The organism is Streptomyces sp. NPDC035033 (assembly GCF_040636735.1).
Classification (GTDB): Bacteria; Actinomycetota; Actinomycetes; order Streptomycetales; family Streptomycetaceae; genus Streptomyces.
The window spans coordinates 1-16,743 of record NZ_JBEZUZ010000054.1; the positions used below are offsets into that span (position 1 = coordinate 1).

Genomic DNA, 16,743 nt, shown 5'->3' on the forward strand with positions numbered 1-16,743 from the left:
CCACCCCCGCCGGCCCCGCAGCGGCCCGTGCGGCCCGCGGGGGGGGGGCGCCCCGAGACCCCCCGCGGGCCCCCCCCCCCCCCCCCCCCGCCCCTCACTCCTTGCGGTAGGCGTACGCCTCCGAGGCCGCGGCCGCCACCTCGTCCAGACCGGCACCGGCGCTCGCCGTCACCAGGGCCGCCACCGCGCCCTCGACGAACGGCGCGTCCACCAGCCGCGCGCCCTCCGGCAGTTCGCCGCCCTCCGCGAGCAGCGCCTTCACCGTGAGGACCGCGCTCCCGAGGTCCACCAGGAGCGCCACCCCGGCCCCCGCGTCCACGGACCTCGCCGCCGCGGCGATCAGCTCCGCGCTCGTGCCGAGGCCGCCGTCCGGGGCGCCGCCCGCCGCCGCGACCGGCGCCGGGTCCCCGCCGGCCAGCCCGCGGGCCAGCTCCGCCACGGCCGTCGCGACGGCCGCGCTGTGCGAGACCAGGACGATCCCGACCCTCTCCCCGCTCATCCGGCGGCCACCTCCTCCAGCGCCGCGAAGAGCAGGGCCGAGGACGTCGCCCCCGGGTCCTGGTGCCCGACCGACCGCTCGCCGAGGTAGCTGGCCCGGCCCTTGCGGGCCCGCAGCGGGACGGTCGCCGCCGCGCCCTCCTCCGCCGCCGCCCGCGCCGCCGCGAACGACCCCGGCAGCGCCGCCACCGCCGGCGTCAGCGCGTCCAGCATCGTCTTGTCGCCCGGCGCCGCCCCGCCGAGCTGCCCGACCGCGGCGACCCCGGCCGCCAGCGCCTCCGCGAGCTCCGCCCGGCTGACCTCCCCGGCCTCGCCCAGCGCCTTGCCCGCCCGCCGCAGCAGCGTCCCGTACAGCGGCCCGGACGCCCCGCCCACCGTCGAGATGAGCTGCCGTCCGGCGGCCACCAGCACCGCGCCCGGCGTCGCGGGCGGCTCCTCCGCCAGGACCCGGGCCACGGCGGCGAAACCGCGCCGCAGGTTGGCGCCGTGGTCCGCGTCGCCGATCGCCGCGTCGAGTTCGGTCAGCCGGCCGGCCTCGCGGTCCACCGTCTCCGCCGCGGCCGCCATCCACCGCACCGCGAACCCGGCACCGTACGTCTCCGTCACGTCCGTCCCCTCTCCCACGCCCCGCTCACCGGCCCCAGCGCAGCGCGGCCGTCGACACCGGCGCGTCCCACAGCCGCAGCAGCTCCTCGTCCGCCGCGCACACCGTCACCGAACACCCCGCCATGTCGAGCGAGGTCACGTAGTTCCCGACCAGCGTCCGCGCCACCGGCACCCCGCGCGCGGCCAGCACCCGCCGCACCTCCGCGTTGAACCCGTACAGCTCCAGGAGCGGCGTCCCGCCCATCCCGTTCACGAGCAGCAGCACCGGGTCCGACAGCCGCAGGTCGTCCAGGACGGCGTCGACGGCGACCTCCGCGATCTCCCCCGCGGTCATCATCCAGCGCCGCTCCCGCCCCGGCTCGCCGTGGATGCCGACGCCCAACTCCAGCTCACCGGGCGGAAGTTCGAAGGTCGGACCGCCCTTCGCCGGCGTCGAGCAGGCGCTCAGGGCGACCCCGAACGACCGCGACCGTCCGACCACCCGCCGGGCCACCGCCTCCACCCGCTCCAGAGGCGCGCCCTCCTCGGCGGCCGCCCCGGCCAGCTTCTCCACGAAGAGGGTGGCGCCGGTCCCGCGCCGCCCCGCCGTGTACAGACTGTCGGTCACCGCCACGTCGTCGTCGACGAGGACCTTGGCCACCTGGATGCCCTCGTCCTCGGCGAGCTCCGCCGCCATCTCGAAGTTGAGCACGTCCCCGGTGTAGTTCTTCACCACGAACAGCACCCCCGCCCCGCTGTCCACCGCCGCGGCGGCCCGCACCATCTGGTCCGGCACCGGCGACGTGAACACCTCCCCGGGGCAGGCGGCGTCCAGCATCCCCGGCCCCACGAACCCGGCGTGCAGCGGCTCGTGCCCCGACCCGCCCCCCGACACCAGCGCCACCTTCCCCGCCACCGGCGCGTCCCGCCGCACCACCACCCGCCGTTCGACGTCCACGGTCAGTTCGGGGTGAGCGGCGGCGATGCCCCGCAGGGCATCGGCGACGACGGTCTCCGGCACGTTGATCAGCATTCTCAACGGTGTCTCCTCACGCGGCTGGCAGGGAGGGGGAAAGCCGGCCGTGGCGGTCCCCGGCGTCGCGGGCGGGGCCGATCCGCCCCCTGGGGGCAGTATCGGCCTTGCGGCGGCGAAGGTCACGCAGATCCGGCGGATGCGCGGCTCGCGGACGAGCGGAGCGCGCCCCCGATCTCCGCCGGGGGAGCTCCCGGGCTGAGGACCGCTCCCGGCGCCGGAGGCGGCGCGCCGAAGCGGACCGGGCGGGCCCCCCCGGGGCTCCGCCCCGCCCCGGGCGCGGGCGGGGGCGCCCCCCGGCGCCCCGGGCGGCCCTCTCGTCGACGAGAGGGCCGCCCGGTCCGTGGTGGGGCGGTTCAGGGGCGTCCGGCGTCCCGGGGGCGCTTCACGCCGGTGGCGGCCAGGACGGCACCGAGCGCGCAGAGCGTGCCCGCGACGAGGACCGAGGTGTGGACGCCGTTCATGAAGGCCTGGTGGCTGCCCTCGGTGACGGCCGTCCGGAGGGCGGCGGGCAGGGCGTCCGGGACGGGCGCGATGCCCATGGCCACGGCGTCCTTCGCCGCCAGCAGCCCTTCGGCCACGGGGCCCGGCGTCCCGGCGGCGGTGAGTTCCCCGGTGAGCGTCGTGCCGACCCGGCTGCTGATCAGCGAGACGAGGACGGAGGTGCCGAGGGCGCCGCCGATCTGGAGGGCGGTCGCCTGGAGGCCGCCGGCCACGCCGGCGTCCTCGACGGGGGCGTTGCCGACGATGGCGTCGGAGGAGGAGGCCATGACCATGCCGACGCCGAGGCCCAGGGCGACGAACGGCGGCCACAGGAGGGCGTAGGACGCGTGGGCGTCCCAGCCGAGCATGGCGAAGCAGGCGGCGCCCTGGAGCACCATGCCCAGGGGCATGGTGAGGCGGGGGCCGAACCGGTCGGTGAGGGCGGCGCCCAGCGGGGAGGCCACGACCGAGGCCAGGCTCAGCGGCAGCGTGCGGACGCCGGCTTCGACGGGGGTGAAGCCGCGGACGTTCTGCAGGTAGATCATGACGAAGAAGATCACGCCGAGCAGGACGAAGAAGTTCAGCGCGGTGATGAGCGTGCCGATGGTGAGCGCCGGGTTGCGGAACAGGCGCATGGGCAGCAGGGGCGAGGCGACGCGGGTCTGCCACCACCCGAAGGCCACGAGGACCAGGAGGCCGGCGGCGATGGCGCCGAGCGTGCCGGCGGAGGTCCAGCCCCAGGTCTCTCCCTTGACCACGCCGAAGACGAGCAGGAGCAGGCCCGCGGCGAGGAGGACGACGCTGAGGACGTCGAACGTCTCCCGCGCGGCGGCCTCGTTCCGGCTCCCGGGGAGGACGGCCGCGCTGAAGACGAGGGCGAGGACGCCGATGGGGGCGTTGATGAAGAAGACGGATTCCCAGTTGACGTGCTGGACGAGGAGGCCGCCGACGATGGGGCCGAGGGCGGTGGAGACCGAGGAGACCATGGCCCAGACGCCCACGGCCATGCCGAACTTCTTCGGCGGGAAGACGGCGCGCAGCAGACCGAGGGTGTTGGGCATCAGCAGGGCGCCGAAGAAGCCCTGGAGGGCGCGGAAGGCGATGACGCCCTCGACGGATCCGGCCAGGCCGATGGCGACGGAGGCGAGGGTGAAGCCCGCGACGCCGACGAGGTAGAAGGTGCGCCGGCCGAAGCGGTCGCCGAGCTTGCCGCCGAGGATGAGGGCCGCGGCGAGGGCGAGCAGGTAGGAGTTGGTGACCCACTGGAGGTCGGAGGTGGAGGCGTGGAGGTCGCGCCCGATCTCGGGGTTGGCGATGGCGACGACGGATCCGTCGAGGCCGACCATGAAGAGGCCGAAGGCCACGGCGATCAGGACGAGCCACGGGCGGGAGCGCCGGTCGGGGGCGGACGGTCCGGTGGGCGGGCGGTGGGACGGTTCGGCGAGCGTGCCGACGGAAGGCATGGCGGTGTCGGGTCTTTCGGTTCGGGGCGTGCCGACGCGGCCGCGGGCTTCACGGCCGGGCCGGACGCGGCCGCGCGTGCGCATGCGCGTGCGCGTGCGAAGGGGGAAAGGGGAGCGGGGCGCCGACACGGCACCGGGGCCGCCCGGACGGTGCGGGCGGGGGCCGGATCAGTGCGTGCCGTGCAGGTGCCGGTCGAGGCTCTGGAGGGCGCCGAGCGCGGAGCCGAGCGCGTCGAGCTCACCGTCGGTCATCGTGCGCAGGGCCCGGCCGACGCGGGCGCTCATGATCTGCGCGACCTCGCCGAGCCGCCGCGCGGCGACCGGCGTCAGATGGAGGTGCGCGACGCGCTTGTCGGCGGGGTCCTGACGGCGCACCAGCAGGCCCTGGTCGGTGAGCTGGGTGACCAGGGCGCTGACGTTGTTCGGCTTCATGAGCAGCGCTTCGGCGGCCGCCCGGACGGTGGTGCCGTCCTGTGCCGCGACGTGGCGCAGCAGGGCGAGCTGGCCCTCGGAGGGCTTGGGGTGCGGGTAGTCCTGATCGACGTACCGTTCGAGCGCCCGTCCCAGCGCGGGCAGGCAGGCCGCGAGGCCGGCGGCCGTGCGGTCGTTGTCCTGCGCGGACGCGCTGGGTGGGAGCATGGAGGGCATTTAACTATGAGCTCATAGCTATGTCAAGAGACCTGTTCCGCGGGGGCGCCCGCCGGCGCGGTCGCGGCGCTTCACGCGGCCTTGGCCAGGGTGGACCGGTCCGGGGCGGACGCGGGGCGGGCGGGTGCCGGGAGGCCGGTCCTGGTGGCCCGTCCGTCGCGGCGCGGCCAGAGGAGGAGGGCGCCGGCCGCCCCCGCCCCGGCGAGGGCCGCGAGGACGGACCAGGCGAGGGTGAGGCCGGCGGCCGTGCCGAGCCACCCGGCGATCGGATAGGTGATCAGCCAGGCCAGGTGCGACAGGGAGAACTGGGCCGCGAACGCCCCGGGGACCGCGTTCCGTCCGACGGAGGCGCGGAGGACCGCGCCGGTCGGCGTGATGACCAGCGCCATGCCGACGCCGATCGCGGCCCAGACGACCGCCGTGCCGGTCCACGTGGCGAGGCCGGCCGCGGAGAGCGTCACCGCGGCGGTCGTGGCGCCGACGAGGACCCCGGCCCCGGTCGTCATGACGGTGCGGGCGGCGACCCGGTCGAGGACGCGGGGGAGGACCAGCGCGGCCAGGAGGGTTCCGGCGCCGGAGGCGGCGAGCATCCGGGCGACGTCAGCCTGGGAGCCGCCGAGCCCGTCGCGGACGTGGTTGACGGTGTTGACGACGACGATCGACCCGGCCGCCGCGACCGCGAGGTTCAGCGCCATGACGCCGCGCAGCCGCGGAGTCCCGAGGAAGGTCCTGATCCCGGCCGCCGCCTTCTCCCACGCCCCGGCGCGGCCGCTGGGACGGGCGTCGGGGACGCGCGCCGACAGGACGAGCGCGGCGGAGGCGAGGAATCCGGCGGAGGTGCCCAGGAACAGCCGGTCGAAGCTCAGGAACGTCAGGGCGACGGCCGCCAGGACGGGGCTGAGCAGGCTCTCCATGGTGGAGGCGACCTGCGAGGCGGACAGGGCGCGCGTGTAGGCGGCCTCGTCGGGCACGATGTCGGGGATGACGGCCTGGAACGTCGGGGTGAAGGCCGCGGAGGCGGCCTGGAGCAGGCCGATCAGCACGTAGACGTGCCAGACCTCGGAGACCAGCGGCAGGGCCAGGACCACCGCGCCGCGGATCACGTCGAGGAGGAACAGGAACGTTCTCCGGGGGAGCCGGTCGACGTACGCGGCGGCCAGGGGCGCGATGACCACGTACAGGACCATCTTGATGGTCAGGGTGGTGGCGAGCACCACGCCGGCGCGCGGACCGGCGAGGTCGTAGGCGAGCAGACCGAGGGCCACCGTGGTCAGCCCGGTGCCGAACAGGGCGATGACCTGGGCGCCGAACAGACGGCGGTAGTCGCGCAGGGCGAACAGGCGCATGGCGGGTTCCTTCCGTGTCCGTGCGGCGGGGCGCGGCCCCGGGGCGGAGGCCGCGCCCCGCGCGTACAGGCGGGGAGATGGCGGGACAAGGGGTCGCTTCCGTCCGTGGGGTGGGCGGCGGGTGGTCAGTGGTGGCCGTGGTGGCCGTGGTGCGCGTGGTGGCCGTGGTGTTCCTGGGGGTGGTTCCCGTGTCCGGCCGCGGTGGTCTCCACCGTGAACTCGGCCGTCCGGACGACGCCGTCGTGCTGGAAGTCCAGGTACAGCCGGTAGGTGCCGGCCGAGGGCGCGACCGCCACGAAGGTGATGGCGGGGCCCGGCGCGGTGACGCCGTCGCCGGGCGCGCCCTCCGGGTGGACGTGGAGGTAGCCCAGGTCGCCGACCCGCAGCGCCACCAGGTGTCCGTACGCGGCCAGGTAGGGCTGCAGGTCGGTGACGGGGTGGCCGTCCCGGCTGACGGTGAGGGTCAGTTCGCTCGCCTCGCCGGGCACGAGCGCGCCGTCGAGCGCGACGGTGTACGCGCCGGTCCGCGCGGTTCCGGTGGGCTCGGGGAGCGGCCGCGGGGCGTACGGTCCGGCGACGGCGACGTCGATCCCCAGCGTCAGGGTCCCGTCGTGGCCGACCGGGTGGATGTCCGTGAAGAACCTCCAGTCCCCGGGCTCCAGGGCCAGTTCGGTGCTCCAGGTGCCCTTCTCGTCCCGCACCGGGTGCACGTGCTGGAACCCGGTCGTGTCCCGCCGGACGGCGATGAAGTGCAGTTCCTTCTCGTGCTCGGGGACGTACTCGGTCACCGGCAGCCCGTCGGGGCCGGTCACCCTGAAGTCGATCCGCCGCGTGCCGGCGGTGAGGACCGTCGCGTCGAGTTCGAGGGTGTACCCGTCCTCCGAGACCGACAGTCCGCCGGGCCGGCCCCCGCCGTGACTTCCGTGGCCGCCCTCCTCGTGACCGGCGTGACCGGCGTGACCGATGTGGCTGGCGTGGCTGGCGTGGTCGTTCATGACGTCTCCTCTGGCGTGCCGAGGCTTCCGGTGCCGTCCCGGTCGGGACGACGATCACAACCATATACCCCCCGGGGGTATTCCGGGGATGGTGGAGAAAATTTCGCGGAGGGTCCCCGGGGCGAGGCCCCGGGCGGCCGGGCGTGACCGCGGAGAGGCCGGGCGCCGCGCCGGCGGTCCGCGCCGCGGGGACCACCGCCTCCGCCGGACCGGCCTCCGGCCCCGCACGCGCCGGCCACGGGGACCCGGCGGCGAGGTGAACGCCGGGACAACCGACCGAGGGCGCGGGGGAGTTGCCGGGAGCGCTGCGTTACGTTGAGGGGGTGACCGACATCGAATCGCGCATCGACACCTCCCGGCCGCACACCGCCCGGATCTGGAACTACTGGACCGGCGGCAAGGACAACTACCCGGTCGACCGGGAGGCGGGGGACCGGATCCGGCAGCTGCACCCCGGGATCGGGGAGTACGCGAAGGCGGACCGGCTGTTCCTGGGCCGGGCGGTGCGGCACCTGGCCGAGCGGGAGGGCATCCGGCAGTTCCTGGACATCGGGACGGGGCTGCCGAGCGCCGACAACACGCACGAGGTCGCCCAGCGCGTCGCCCCCGACGCGCGGGTCGTGTACGTGGACAACGACCCGCTCGTGCTCGCGCACGCCCGCGCGCTGCTCGTCGGGACGCCGGAGGGACGGACGGACTACCTGGACGCGGACCTGCGGGACGTCGACGCGATCCTGGCCGCCGCGGCGGAGACGCTCGACCTGACGAAGCCGGTCGCGCTGATGCTGCTCGGGGTCGTCATCTTCGTCGAGGACGACGAGGAGTCGTACGGAATCGTCCGCCGGCTCATGGACGCGCTCGCGCCCGGCAGCCACCTCGTCCTGTCCCACACGGTCACCCGCCCCGACATGCCGGACGTCGACGCGGCGGTGGCGTTCTGGAACGAGCACGGCACCCCGAAGCTCACCCAGCGCACCCCCGAGGCGATCGCCCGCTACTTCGACGGCCTGGAGCTGCTGGAGCCGGGCGTGGTGTCCTGCTCCGCGTGGCGGCCGGAGACCGTGGTGCCGGACGTCGCGATGTACGCGGGCGTCGGCCGCAAGTGAGGACGCGGCGCGGGGGCTCCTGACGCCGCGCCGCCTCAGGGGCTCCCGTCGCCGCCGCCACCGTCACCGCCCCCGTCGCCCGGGCGGCGCGGGCGGCTCCGCCGCGAGGGCGGGGCGGGGTGGCGGGACAGCCGGGCGTCCAGTTTCGCGAGCGTGGCCGCCGTGGCCATGAGGACGAGCGCCGTCGCCGCGAGGCCGATGCCGACGTGCAGGCCGTGCGCGGTCAGGACCACGCCGATGCCCAGGCTCGCGGGGACCCCCAGACCGGCCACGGCCGTCTGGAGCGCCTCCAGTCGCCTGCGCGTGCCGAACCGGCCGGCCATAGCGGTTCCCCCTCGCCGTGAAGTGTCGGTCCGGGGGTGGTTCCCGCGCCGCCGGGGCGGAACACGCGCCTCCAGGCACGGCCCGTCGTACCGCCCGCCCCGTGCGTCCCCCCTCGTGCGTTCCCGGCCCGGTGGGCGGATCCTGGAAGGGACGGGGGAGCAGCGCCCCGGCGCCGTGCGGCACCGGCGGCGCCGGACGGCATGCGAGGAGGCAGACCATGACGCGGAACCTGGAGTGGAAGGTCGGCCTGGAACTGAACGAGGAGGCGGGCCGGACCAGGGCCGAGGCACGGCTCGACACGGGGACGGCGACCTTCACCGGGCACGGTTCTGCCCGCTGCAACCCGTCGGACACGGACGTGCCGGTGATCGGCGACGAGCTCGCCGCGAGCCGGGCGATGAAGGACCTGGCGGGACAGCTGATGCGGGAGGCGAACCGCGAGATGGAGGCGGCGGGCGCCGGGACGGTGCCCGGCCGCACGGGCCCCGGATACGGCTGGCCGGAGGCGGTCTCCTGAGGAGCCCGCCACCCCGTGCGGTACGGCTCCGCGGGCACCCGCCCGCGGAGCCGTACCGCGCCCGGCGGGCCGTTCACCCCTGAGACGGCTCCACGGTCAGGTGGTCGACGACCTCGACCACCCCGTCGACGGACTCGCACAGCCGCACCAGGAGCCGGACGAGGTCCTGCCGGTGCACGGTGCCGCTGAGGGTCACGCGGCCCTCGTCGACGTCGATGTGGAGCGCCGCGGGGGAGAGCCCGAGGATGCGCATGACGACGTCCTCGCGGATCTCCTCCTGGATCGCGCGGTCGCGGCGCAGGAAGAGCTGGAGCAGGTCGCTGCGGCTGAGGACGCCGATGAGCCGGCCGCCCGCGTCCACGACCGGCAGCCGCTTGACCCGGTGCCGCTCCATCACCCGGGCGGCCTCCACGGCCGTCCAGGAGGGGCGGGCGGTGTGCACCGGGCTGGACATCATCGCCTCGGCGGTGCTGGGGCCGTCCTTGGCGGTGTGCCGGCGCAGCAGGTCCGCCTCGGAGACCACGCCCACCGGCCGGTTCTCCTCGTCGACCACCGGCACCGCCGTGATGCCGTACTCGTCGAGGAGCCGCGCGATCTCCTTGAACGGGGTCCCGCGCTGGACCGAGACCGCCGTCGGGGTCATCAGGTCCGCGACACTGCGGTGCCTCATCGTCCGTTCCGTCCCTTCTGCGGGTGATGGTTCCATGATCCCGCATCCGCCGCCCGGGGGAGACGGGCGGGGTGGGGAACAGGGGTGCGGAAGACGTCTTGTGGGTGGGACGGGTCCGTGGTTACCTGCCGGTTACCTCCGGTAAGTCGCTGTCCCCACACGGAAGAAGGCCCCCCATGCCCTCGGCTCGTACGACCCGGACCCGTCGCCTCGCGGTCGCCCTCGCCGCCTCCCTCACGGCCTCTCTCTCGCTCCTCGCCCCGGCCGCCGCCGCGCCCCCGTCCGCCCCGGCCGGCGCCGCCGACGCGCCCCTGCGCGAGGTCATGTTCGTCGGCAACAACTGGGACGGCACCGCCGATGTCATCGCCGCCCGGGGCGACTTCCACCGCATCGGCCGGGTGAACGTGATCCCGGACAAGGAGGAGCGCCTCCGCGAGATCTACCTCAACCCCGTCAAGCTCGCGTTCTTCCTCGGCGTCCGCAACGGCCCGGGCGAGGGCCACGACCAGTTCGTGGACGACATGTACGCCACCCCCGACGGCACCGCCATGGTCGTCTCGCGCCCCAGCTTCGCCGACGTCGTCTCCCTCGACCTGCGCACCGGCCGGATCAACTGGCGCTTCCCGGTGGCCGGTCACCGCTCCGACCACATGGCCGTCTCGCCCGACGGCACCCGTGTCGCCGTCTCCGCCTCCACCGCCGACACCGTCCACGTCCTGGACATCGCCACCGGCCGCCAGGTCGGCTCCTTCAAGACCGGCGCCAAGCCCCACGAGAACGTCTTCACCTCCGACGGACGGCTGTGGAACATGTCGATCGGCGAGGTCACCACCGCCCTCGACGCGCCCTGGCTCGACTGGACCAAGGGCGACCGGAAGATCACCGTCGTCGACGCCACCACCTTCGAGACGGTCCGCGTCATCGACATGCGCCCCCGCCTCGACGCCTTCGGCCGCGACGACCTCTCCGACGCCGTCCGCCCCCTCGTCCTCACCCCCGACGAGAAGAAGCTCTACTTCCAGGTCTCCTTCCTCAACGGCTTCCTGGAGTACGACGTGGAGAGCGACCGCGTCACCCGGCTGAAGAACCTGCCGGGCAACCCCGCCACGGACCCCGACCGCACCACCTGGGTCAACGACTCGCGCCACCACGGCCTCTCGATCAGCCCGGACGGCCGCAAGCTCTGTGTCGCCGGCACCATGGACGACTACGCCACCGTCGTCGACCGCGAGACCCTCCAGGAGGGCCCGCTGGTGCCGGCGGACAAGCCCTACTGGGCCACGGTGAGCGGCGACGGCCGGTCCTGCGTCGTCTCGGAGAGCGGCTCCGACCGGGTCAGCGCCATCGACTTCGCCACCGGCGAGCGCGTCGCCTCGGTGGCCGTCGGCGACCACCCCCAGCGGGTCAGGCTCGCCCGCGTCCCCGCCGACTGGGTCTCCCCCACGGGGAACTGACCTCTCGTCACGTGGCGGAGGGGCCGGCCGGATCGCCCTCGATCCGGCCGGCCCCTCCTCGTCGTCCGCTCAGGAGCGGGCGACCGTCACCTCGTGGAGCGAGTAGCCCCACTGCGTGGCCCGCCGCTCCCCGTGGATCCGTACGTACCGGGCGGGCGTGGAGGCGAACTCGGCCGTGTCGTAACCGCCGTCCCCCGCCTCCGTCGACCAGACCGTCCGCCAGGCCTCACCGTCCTCGGAGACCTCGATCCGGTACTGGCGGGCGTACGCCCGCTCCCAGTCCAGGGTCACCCGGCCGACCCGCCGGACCTCGCCCAGGTCCACCCGGAGCCACTGGTCGTCCGACCAGTCGCTCGCCCAGCGGGTCCCGGTGTCCCCGTCGAAGGCGCGCCCGGAGGCGTAGCTCGTGAACGGGTGCCACTCGGTCGAACTGGCCGAAGCGGGCCTGCCCGACGCCAGGTTCACGCCCGGCTCGTGCCGCTCGGTCGCCCGCCAGGTCCGCAGGTAGGACTCGGCGCCGAGCGCCAGGTCGTCGATGACGGCGGGGCCGCCCGGGGTGCGCCGGATCTGCTCGATCCAGTCCGGCACCAGGCCGGCGTGCGCGGCGCCGTCCGTGTTGAGGTCCCAGGTCCGCTCGCCGGTCACCTGCCGGTCGAGCACGGTGCCGCCGTCGAAGCTGCGGTACGGGTACGTCACCGCGTTCGGCGCGTCGGGGCCCACCGGGCCGGGCCAGCCGCCGACGCCGTTCATGTCCGTGCCGTACCCGAGGCCGACGCCGTACTTCTCGCGCAGCTCGGCCTTCCCGTTCGCCTCGCCGATGAAGCCGCCGGCGCCGTGCATGTACGGAGCGGTGAACCCGCCCAGCTTGTACAGCCGTTCGGTCCAGTCGAGGTCCATCCAGCTGTGCGTGGAGAGCACGCCCGGGTACTCCTCGGCCTCCAGCATGTCCAGCGCCCGGCCGGCCGCCTTCACGCTCATGTGGTCGAGCTCCAGCATCATGCCCCGCTCCATCATGCCCCGGAGCGCGTACTCGCCCAGGCGGGTCAGCCCCCGGGTGTTGCAGCGCGCGTCGGAGGCGTAGCCCGGCACGCTCACCCCGGCCGGCAGCTTCTCCGCCATGGCGGCGGGCGCGACGAGCCCGATCGGGTTGTCCTGCTGCGGGCCCGCGCACTTCTCGGTCGCCCAGAAGGTGCCGGTGGACAGGAACTGGCCGATGTTCACCGCCACGCCCGTCGTGCCGCTGTCGAAGCGGACGCCGCACAGCGCGTTGTCGAACTTGTGGCACAGGAACATGCTGCGCACCCCGAGCCCGTACAGCTCGTCCAGGCCGCGGTCGATGTCCGCCCGGTCGCACTGGGCCACGTCGAGGATCTGCTTGCAGCCGAACGGCTCCGAGGTCTCCACCCCGAGGACGACGGCGAGCTTGCCCTGCTCGATCACCGACCGCGCCTGGTCGGCGCTGGTGACGACGCGGAACCAGCCCTTGCCCGGGCCGCCGAACATCGCGTCGACGTAGTCCTGCATCTCGTAGGTCTTCCGGGCCTCCAGGCGGATGGCCTCCATCTCGTCGCACCCCCGGTCCCGGGGCATGATCGAGCACAACAGGCCGTTGGAGACGAGGTCGTTGACGAGCACGCGCTGCCCGCCGCGCCAGGCCCGCTCCAGCCAGGCGTAGTAGTTCTGCTGGTGGGTCAGCGAGTCGTGGGCCGGCCAGTCGGCGAAGGTGGGCCAGCCGTCCGGGTCGTGGGTGCCGTTCGCGCCGCCGGTGAGGTTCTCGAAGAGGGCGCCGGAACCGTCCGGGTAGTGCTCCGGGCAGTCCTTCAGGGCGTCCGCCACGCCGGCCGTCGAGAACGGCTTGCCGCAGATCAGCCGCCCGCCGAAGCCCTCGTTGGACATCACGTGGTTGTGCGCGTCGACGAAACCGCGCACCCGCCCCTGGGCGTCGGTGCCGGTGAACGGCGCGCCCGTGGCGTTGACCTGGGAATCGGTCGCCGGCCGCGCGGTCGGCTCCCACCACGGCGAACCGGCCGCGGGGACGGGCGCGGCGCCGAAGAGCACCGCCGCGAGGGCGAGGAGGAGGGACACGAGGCCGAGGCGGCGTGTCCCGCGGAAGGAGGAGGTGTTCCGGGTCGTGGGTGGGGGCATGGTCGCGAAGCCTCCGGTCGGTGGGGGGAGTACCGGGCGCCCCGAGGATCGCGGTGCCGGAGGACCGAGTCAAGGGTCCGGGTCAAATGACCTGTTGACGATCGGGGACCCCGCCGCCGCCCCCGCCCCGGCGTCACCCCTCGATCAGCCGCACCAGCTGATCGGCCGTCAACTCCAGCTGGTCCTCGGCCGCTTCCTCGTCCCGCAGGACCAGGTACTGGAGCGTCATGCCGTCCACCGCCGCCGCCAGGTGCCGGGCCAGCGTCCCCACCGGCACCTTCGGCTCCTCCCCGCGCACCGCCCCCACCTGCTCCACCAGCTCCGTCGCCGACCGCACGTACTGCTCGTACTGGGCGCGCGCCAGGTGCTCGAAGCCCGGCTCGCGCAGCGCGTACTGGGTGAGGTCGTACGTGAGCATGTGGTGCTCCGGATGGGCGGTGACGTCCTCCCAGTACGCCCGCAGCGCCGCCCGCACCGTCTCGCGCAGGGTCGCCCGCGGCTCGACCGCCTTCCTCACCCGCGCCACGTAGTCGCCGATGATGGTCTCGATGGCCGCTTCGAGCAGGGCCTGCTTGGAGTCGAAGCAGTAGTGGAAGACGCTCAGCGAGACCCCGGCCTCGGCGGAGATCGACCGCGTGGTGGTCCTGGCCACGCCGTCCCGGCTCATCGCCCTGATCGCCGCCTCGACCAGCTGCCGGCGTCGCTCCGCCGACGGCATCCGCCCCATGCTTCCTCCTCGTTTCCGGGGCGCCAGGGTAACCGCAGCCTCCTGGCGGCGGACCGGGAGGCCGGTGGCCGGTCCGGCGGTCAGCCCGCCGGCGGCCAGGCGCCCCGGTCCGCGAGGTGCAGGATCAGGGCGGCGATGTTCCAGGCGTCGTCCTCGCCGCGGTGGTGGCGGCCTTCCAGGGGGAGGCCGGCGTGGGTGAGGGCCTGGGCCATGCCGGGGCACCTGCGCAGGGCGTGGGCCTCGGTGAAGACGGCCTTGGCGTTGGTGTGGCGGCGGCCGAAGGGGTACGGGGTGCGGGTGGCCTCGCACTGGCGGGTGAACTGTTTGCGGTCGTAGTCGCCCCAGCTCGCCCAGGGGCGGGTGCCGGCGGCGTGGTCGCGGGAGAGCAGCCGGCAGGCGGTCGCGAAGTCGACGCCGGTCTCCACCTCGGCCTGGGTCAGGCCGGTCAGTTCGGTGCAGAAGGCGCTCACGCGCGAGCGGGCCGGGCGGACCAGGATCCGGTGGCGGCCGACCCGTTCGCCGGCGACCGGGTCCACGACGGTCAGTCCGATCTCGATGATCTCGCTGACCTCGCCCGGCGGGGGCGTCGTGTCCCAGCAGGTCGCCTCGACGTCGACGACGTTGATCAGGGAAGGGGAGTCCATGGACGGAGCCTAGGAGGGCCGCCCGGCCGCGGGCATCCGGATTTTCCCGTGGCCCCGGTCCCCCGGCCCCCCGGTCTTCCTCAGCTCGCCTCAGTCCTCCTTCGGGGTCAGGACCGCGCGCAGGGCCGCCACCGCGTGGGCCCGGTGGTCGTCGAGCCAGTGGACGGCGGCGGCCTTGTCGCCCTCGCGGAGGGCGGAGAGGACGGCGCGGTGCTCGTGGACGGCCTGCGCGCGGTGGCCCGGGTCGGTGTAGTAGAGGGAGCGGTAGGCGTCCGTGGAGTCCCACAGGGTGGTGATCATGCGGACCAGACGGGGCATGCCGCAGGCGTCGATCAGGGTGAAGTGGAAGCGGCGGTTGGCCTCGGCCATGGCCGTCACGTCGCCGGCCCGGGCGGCCCGTTCGACCTCGCGCTGGATCTCCTCCAGGGTCGCAGTGAGGTCCTCCGGGCCGACGTCCATGGCGCGGCGGACCGCCTCCGTCTCCAGGAGGGCGCGGATGCGGTAGATCTCCTCCAGGTCGGCGAGGGACAGCTCGGCGACGAAGTAGCCGCGGTGTATGTGGTGGACGACCAGGCCCTCGGCCTCCAGGGCCTTGAGCGCCTCGCGCAGCGGGACGCGGCTCACCTCCAGCCGGGCGGCGAGGGCGTCCTGCCGGATGGGCGCGCCCGGGCGGAGCTCACCGCTGGTGATGGCGGCCCGCACCTCCTCCAGGACGAACTGCTGGGCCGTCTGGGGCCGTCGCCTCTCCACCACGCCGCTCATCGATCCGACCTTCCGTCGCCGTTCCTCGCGCACCGGCGGCTGCCGTCGCCGTCGGTGACCGCCATCTTCCTACGGATCAGGACCGCCCGGTCGCGTTGTCCACAGGCGGGATTCCGGCCAGTACCTCGGCGGTGTGCTCGCCGAGGCGCGGGGGAGCGGAGCGGTACGAGGGCGGGGTGGCGCCGAAGCGGACCGGGTGGGCGACCTGGCCGGGGCCGGCGGCCTCCTCCGGGATCCGGGCGCCGAGTCCCAGGCGGTCGGCGAGCGCGAAGGCGCCCGCCAGGTCGTTGATCGGGCCGCAGGGCACGCCGGCGGCGGTCAGCTCCTCGAACCAGGCGTCGGCGGTGCGGGAGGCGAGCGGCCCGGCCAGCGCGGCCGTCAGTTCCTTGCGGTGGGCGACCCGGGCCGTGTTGGTGGCGAAGCGGGCGTCCTCGGCCAGGCCGGGGAGGCCGATCCGCTCGCACAGCGCCCGGAACTGCCGGTCGTTGCCGACCGCCAGGACCAGCGGCCGGTCCCGGGCCTCGAAGACCTCGTACGGGGTGATGCTCGGGTGGCGGTTGCCCATGGCGCGCGGGACGACGCCGGCGCCGAGGTGGGCGGAGGCCTGGTTGGTGAGCGCGGAGAGCAGCGAGCCGAGCAGCGAGACCTCGACGCGCTGGCCCTCGCCGGTGCGCTCGCGGTGGCGCAGGGCGGCGAGGACGCCCAGTCCGGCGTGGAGGCCGGTGATGACATCGACGAGGGCGACGCCCGCCTTCGTCCCCTGTCCTCCGGGTTCGCCGGTGACGCTCATCAGACCGCCCATGGCCTGGACGAGCAGGTCGTAGCCGGGGAGCGCGGCGCCGCCGTCGGTGCCGAAGCCGGTCACCGAGCAGTAGACGAGGCCGGGGTTGGTGCGGCGGACCTCCTCGAAGCCGAGGCCCAGCTTCTCCATGGTGCCCGGCCGGAAGTTCTCCACCAGGACGTCGGCGCGGTCGACGATCGCCCGCGCCGCGGCCAGGTCGCCGGGGTCGGCGAGGTCGAGGGCGACGGACCGCTTGTTGCGGTTGACCCCGAGGAAGTAGGTGGCCCGGCCGTCCGCGAAGGGCGGCCCCCAGGCGCGGGTGTCGTCACCGGCGCCCGGCCGCTCGATCTTGATGACGTCGGCGCCGAGGTCGGCGAGGAGCATCGTCATGTACGGCCCGGCGAGGACCCGGCCGAAGTCGGCGACGACGAGCCCGGAGAGGGCGCCGGGGCCGGTCTCGTGGGGGTGGTCCGTGTGCATTCCCGTGCTCCCTCGGTGGCATCGGACGGTGGATCCAGGAGAGGGGATCCAGGAGATTGGAGATTGGATCCAATCGGGACCG

17 protein-coding genes are annotated in these 16,743 nt (G+C 74.6%); 3 read left to right on the forward strand and 14 right to left on the reverse strand.

What is annotated here, in order from left to right:
- Positions 1-94: 94 nt before the first annotated feature.
- The 7 genes from AB0E83_RS21670 to AB0E83_RS21700 form a co-directional block, all read right to left on the reverse strand.
- The gene (locus tag AB0E83_RS21670) at positions 95-499 is read right to left on the reverse strand and encodes a PTS fructose transporter subunit IIA (RefSeq protein WP_362114111.1); all 405 of its coding nucleotides are present in this window, start codon (positions 497-499) and stop codon (positions 95-97) included.
- A complete protein-coding gene (gene dhaL / locus AB0E83_RS21675; RefSeq protein ID WP_362114242.1) occupies positions 496-1,065 on the reverse strand; it encodes a dihydroxyacetone kinase subunit DhaL in 570 nt (189 codons plus the stop codon). Before dhaL ends, AB0E83_RS21670 begins: the two co-directional genes overlap by 4 nt.
- Before the next feature lie 64 nt (positions 1,066-1,129).
- A complete protein-coding gene (gene dhaK, locus AB0E83_RS21680) occupies positions 1,130-2,122 on the reverse strand; it encodes a dihydroxyacetone kinase subunit DhaK (RefSeq protein WP_362114114.1) in 993 nt (330 codons plus the stop codon).
- Between the two features lie 350 nt (positions 2,123-2,472).
- A complete protein-coding gene (locus tag AB0E83_RS21685) occupies positions 2,473-4,062 on the reverse strand; it encodes an MFS transporter (RefSeq protein ID WP_362114117.1) in 1,590 nt (529 codons plus the stop codon).
- 168 nt (positions 4,063-4,230) lie between these two features.
- Positions 4,231-4,701 carry a MarR family transcriptional regulator gene (locus AB0E83_RS21690; protein WP_362114120.1) on the reverse strand — a complete coding sequence of 157 codons (471 nt, stop codon included), beginning with the start codon at positions 4,699-4,701 and terminating at the stop codon, positions 4,231-4,233.
- Positions 4,702-4,781: 80 nt separating this feature from the next.
- A complete protein-coding gene (locus AB0E83_RS21695; RefSeq protein ID WP_362114123.1) occupies positions 4,782-6,056 on the reverse strand; it encodes an MFS transporter in 1,275 nt (424 codons plus the stop codon).
- A gap of 125 nt (positions 6,057-6,181) precedes the next feature.
- Positions 6,182-7,051 (reverse strand): hypothetical protein, encoded by an 870-nt coding sequence (locus tag AB0E83_RS21700; RefSeq protein WP_362114126.1) that lies wholly within the window; start codon positions 7,049-7,051, stop codon positions 6,182-6,184.
- A gap of 323 nt (positions 7,052-7,374) precedes the next feature.
- Between AB0E83_RS21700 and AB0E83_RS21705 the strand changes: the two genes are divergently transcribed.
- On the forward strand, positions 7,375-8,157 hold the full coding sequence (locus AB0E83_RS21705; protein WP_362114129.1) for an SAM-dependent methyltransferase: 783 nt from the start codon (positions 7,375-7,377) through the stop codon (positions 8,155-8,157).
- Between the two features lie 35 nt (positions 8,158-8,192).
- Here AB0E83_RS21705 and AB0E83_RS21710 read toward each other — a convergent pair whose 3' ends face one another.
- Positions 8,193-8,480: a hypothetical protein gene (locus AB0E83_RS21710; protein ID WP_362114132.1), complete on the reverse strand. Its 288-nt coding sequence runs from the start codon at positions 8,478-8,480 to the stop codon at positions 8,193-8,195.
- 218 nt (positions 8,481-8,698) lie between these two features.
- On the opposite strand from AB0E83_RS21710, the gene AB0E83_RS21715 reads away from it, so the two are divergent.
- Positions 8,699-8,998 carry a DUF1876 domain-containing protein gene (locus AB0E83_RS21715; protein WP_362114135.1) on the forward strand — a complete coding sequence of 100 codons (300 nt, stop codon included), beginning with the start codon at positions 8,699-8,701 and terminating at the stop codon, positions 8,996-8,998.
- A gap of 73 nt (positions 8,999-9,071) precedes the next feature.
- On the opposite strand, the gene AB0E83_RS21720 is transcribed toward AB0E83_RS21715, so the two are convergent.
- Positions 9,072-9,668: a CBS domain-containing protein gene (locus AB0E83_RS21720; RefSeq protein WP_362114138.1), complete on the reverse strand. Its 597-nt coding sequence runs from the start codon at positions 9,666-9,668 to the stop codon at positions 9,072-9,074.
- A gap of 176 nt (positions 9,669-9,844) precedes the next feature.
- Here AB0E83_RS21720 and AB0E83_RS21725 point away from each other — a divergent pair, with 176 nt between their 5' ends.
- Entirely contained in the window at positions 9,845-11,122 is a 1,278-nt protein-coding gene (locus tag AB0E83_RS21725; RefSeq protein WP_362114141.1) for a YncE family protein, read from the forward strand.
- Between the two features lie 69 nt (positions 11,123-11,191).
- Here the strand turns inward: AB0E83_RS21725 and AB0E83_RS21730 are convergent, their stop codons facing one another.
- The 5 genes from AB0E83_RS21730 to AB0E83_RS21750 form a co-directional block, all read right to left on the reverse strand.
- A complete protein-coding gene (locus tag AB0E83_RS21730) occupies positions 11,192-13,267 on the reverse strand; it encodes a discoidin domain-containing protein (protein WP_362114144.1) in 2,076 nt (691 codons plus the stop codon).
- Between the two features lie 133 nt (positions 13,268-13,400).
- Positions 13,401-13,994, reverse strand: coding sequence for a TetR/AcrR family transcriptional regulator (locus tag AB0E83_RS21735; protein ID WP_362114147.1), 594 nt, complete (start codon positions 13,992-13,994; stop codon positions 13,401-13,403).
- A gap of 80 nt (positions 13,995-14,074) precedes the next feature.
- Positions 14,075-14,638 (reverse strand): 3'-5' exonuclease, encoded by a 564-nt coding sequence (locus tag AB0E83_RS21740; RefSeq protein WP_362114150.1) that lies wholly within the window; start codon positions 14,636-14,638, stop codon positions 14,075-14,077.
- Between the two features lie 90 nt (positions 14,639-14,728).
- Positions 14,729-15,400 carry a GntR family transcriptional regulator gene (locus tag AB0E83_RS21745; protein WP_362114153.1) on the reverse strand — a complete coding sequence of 224 codons (672 nt, stop codon included), beginning with the start codon at positions 15,398-15,400 and terminating at the stop codon, positions 14,729-14,731.
- Between the two features lie 76 nt (positions 15,401-15,476).
- The gene (locus AB0E83_RS21750; RefSeq protein ID WP_362114156.1) at positions 15,477-16,661 is read right to left on the reverse strand and encodes a CoA transferase; all 1,185 of its coding nucleotides are present in this window, start codon (positions 16,659-16,661) and stop codon (positions 15,477-15,479) included.
- Between the last annotated feature and the right edge of the window lie 82 nt (positions 16,662-16,743).

Excerpts from the sequence above, each read along its gene's own strand:
- AB0E83_RS21700 (WP_362114126.1), bottom strand. The coding sequence starts at position 7,051 with ATGAACGACCACGCCAGCCACGCCAGCCACATCGGTCACGCCGGTCAC.
- AB0E83_RS21720 (WP_362114138.1), bottom strand. The coding sequence starts at position 9,668 with ATGAGGCACCGCAGTGTCGCGGACCTGATGACCCCGACGGCGGTCTCG.
- AB0E83_RS21745 (WP_362114153.1), bottom strand. The coding sequence starts at position 15,400 with ATGAGCGGCGTGGTGGAGAGGCGACGGCCCCAGACGGCCCAGCAGTTC.
- AB0E83_RS21730 (WP_362114144.1), bottom strand. The coding sequence starts at position 13,267 with ATGCCCCCACCCACGACCCGGAACACCTCCTCCTTCCGCGGGACACGC.
- AB0E83_RS21750 (WP_362114156.1), bottom strand. The coding sequence starts at position 16,661 with ATGCACACGGACCACCCCCACGAGACCGGCCCCGGCGCCCTCTCCGGG.
- AB0E83_RS21715 (WP_362114135.1), top strand. The coding sequence starts at position 8,699 with ATGACGCGGAACCTGGAGTGGAAGGTCGGCCTGGAACTGAACGAGGAG.
- AB0E83_RS21670 (WP_362114111.1), bottom strand. The coding sequence starts at position 499 with ATGAGCGGGGAGAGGGTCGGGATCGTCCTGGTCTCGCACAGCGCGGCC.
- AB0E83_RS21690 (WP_362114120.1), bottom strand. The coding sequence starts at position 4,701 with ATGCTCCCACCCAGCGCGTCCGCGCAGGACAACGACCGCACGGCCGCC.
- AB0E83_RS21695 (WP_362114123.1), bottom strand. The coding sequence starts at position 6,056 with ATGCGCCTGTTCGCCCTGCGCGACTACCGCCGTCTGTTCGGCGCCCAG.
- dhaL (WP_362114242.1), bottom strand. The coding sequence starts at position 1,065 with ATGGCGGCCGCGGCGGAGACGGTGGACCGCGAGGCCGGCCGGCTGACC.
- AB0E83_RS21740 (WP_362114150.1), bottom strand. The coding sequence starts at position 14,638 with ATGGACTCCCCTTCCCTGATCAACGTCGTCGACGTCGAGGCGACCTGC.
- AB0E83_RS21735 (WP_362114147.1), bottom strand. The coding sequence starts at position 13,994 with ATGGGGCGGATGCCGTCGGCGGAGCGACGCCGGCAGCTGGTCGAGGCG.
- AB0E83_RS21725 (WP_362114141.1), top strand. The coding sequence starts at position 9,845 with ATGCCCTCGGCTCGTACGACCCGGACCCGTCGCCTCGCGGTCGCCCTC.
- AB0E83_RS21685 (WP_362114117.1), bottom strand. The coding sequence starts at position 4,062 with ATGCCTTCCGTCGGCACGCTCGCCGAACCGTCCCACCGCCCGCCCACC.
- AB0E83_RS21710 (WP_362114132.1), bottom strand. The coding sequence starts at position 8,480 with ATGGCCGGCCGGTTCGGCACGCGCAGGCGACTGGAGGCGCTCCAGACG.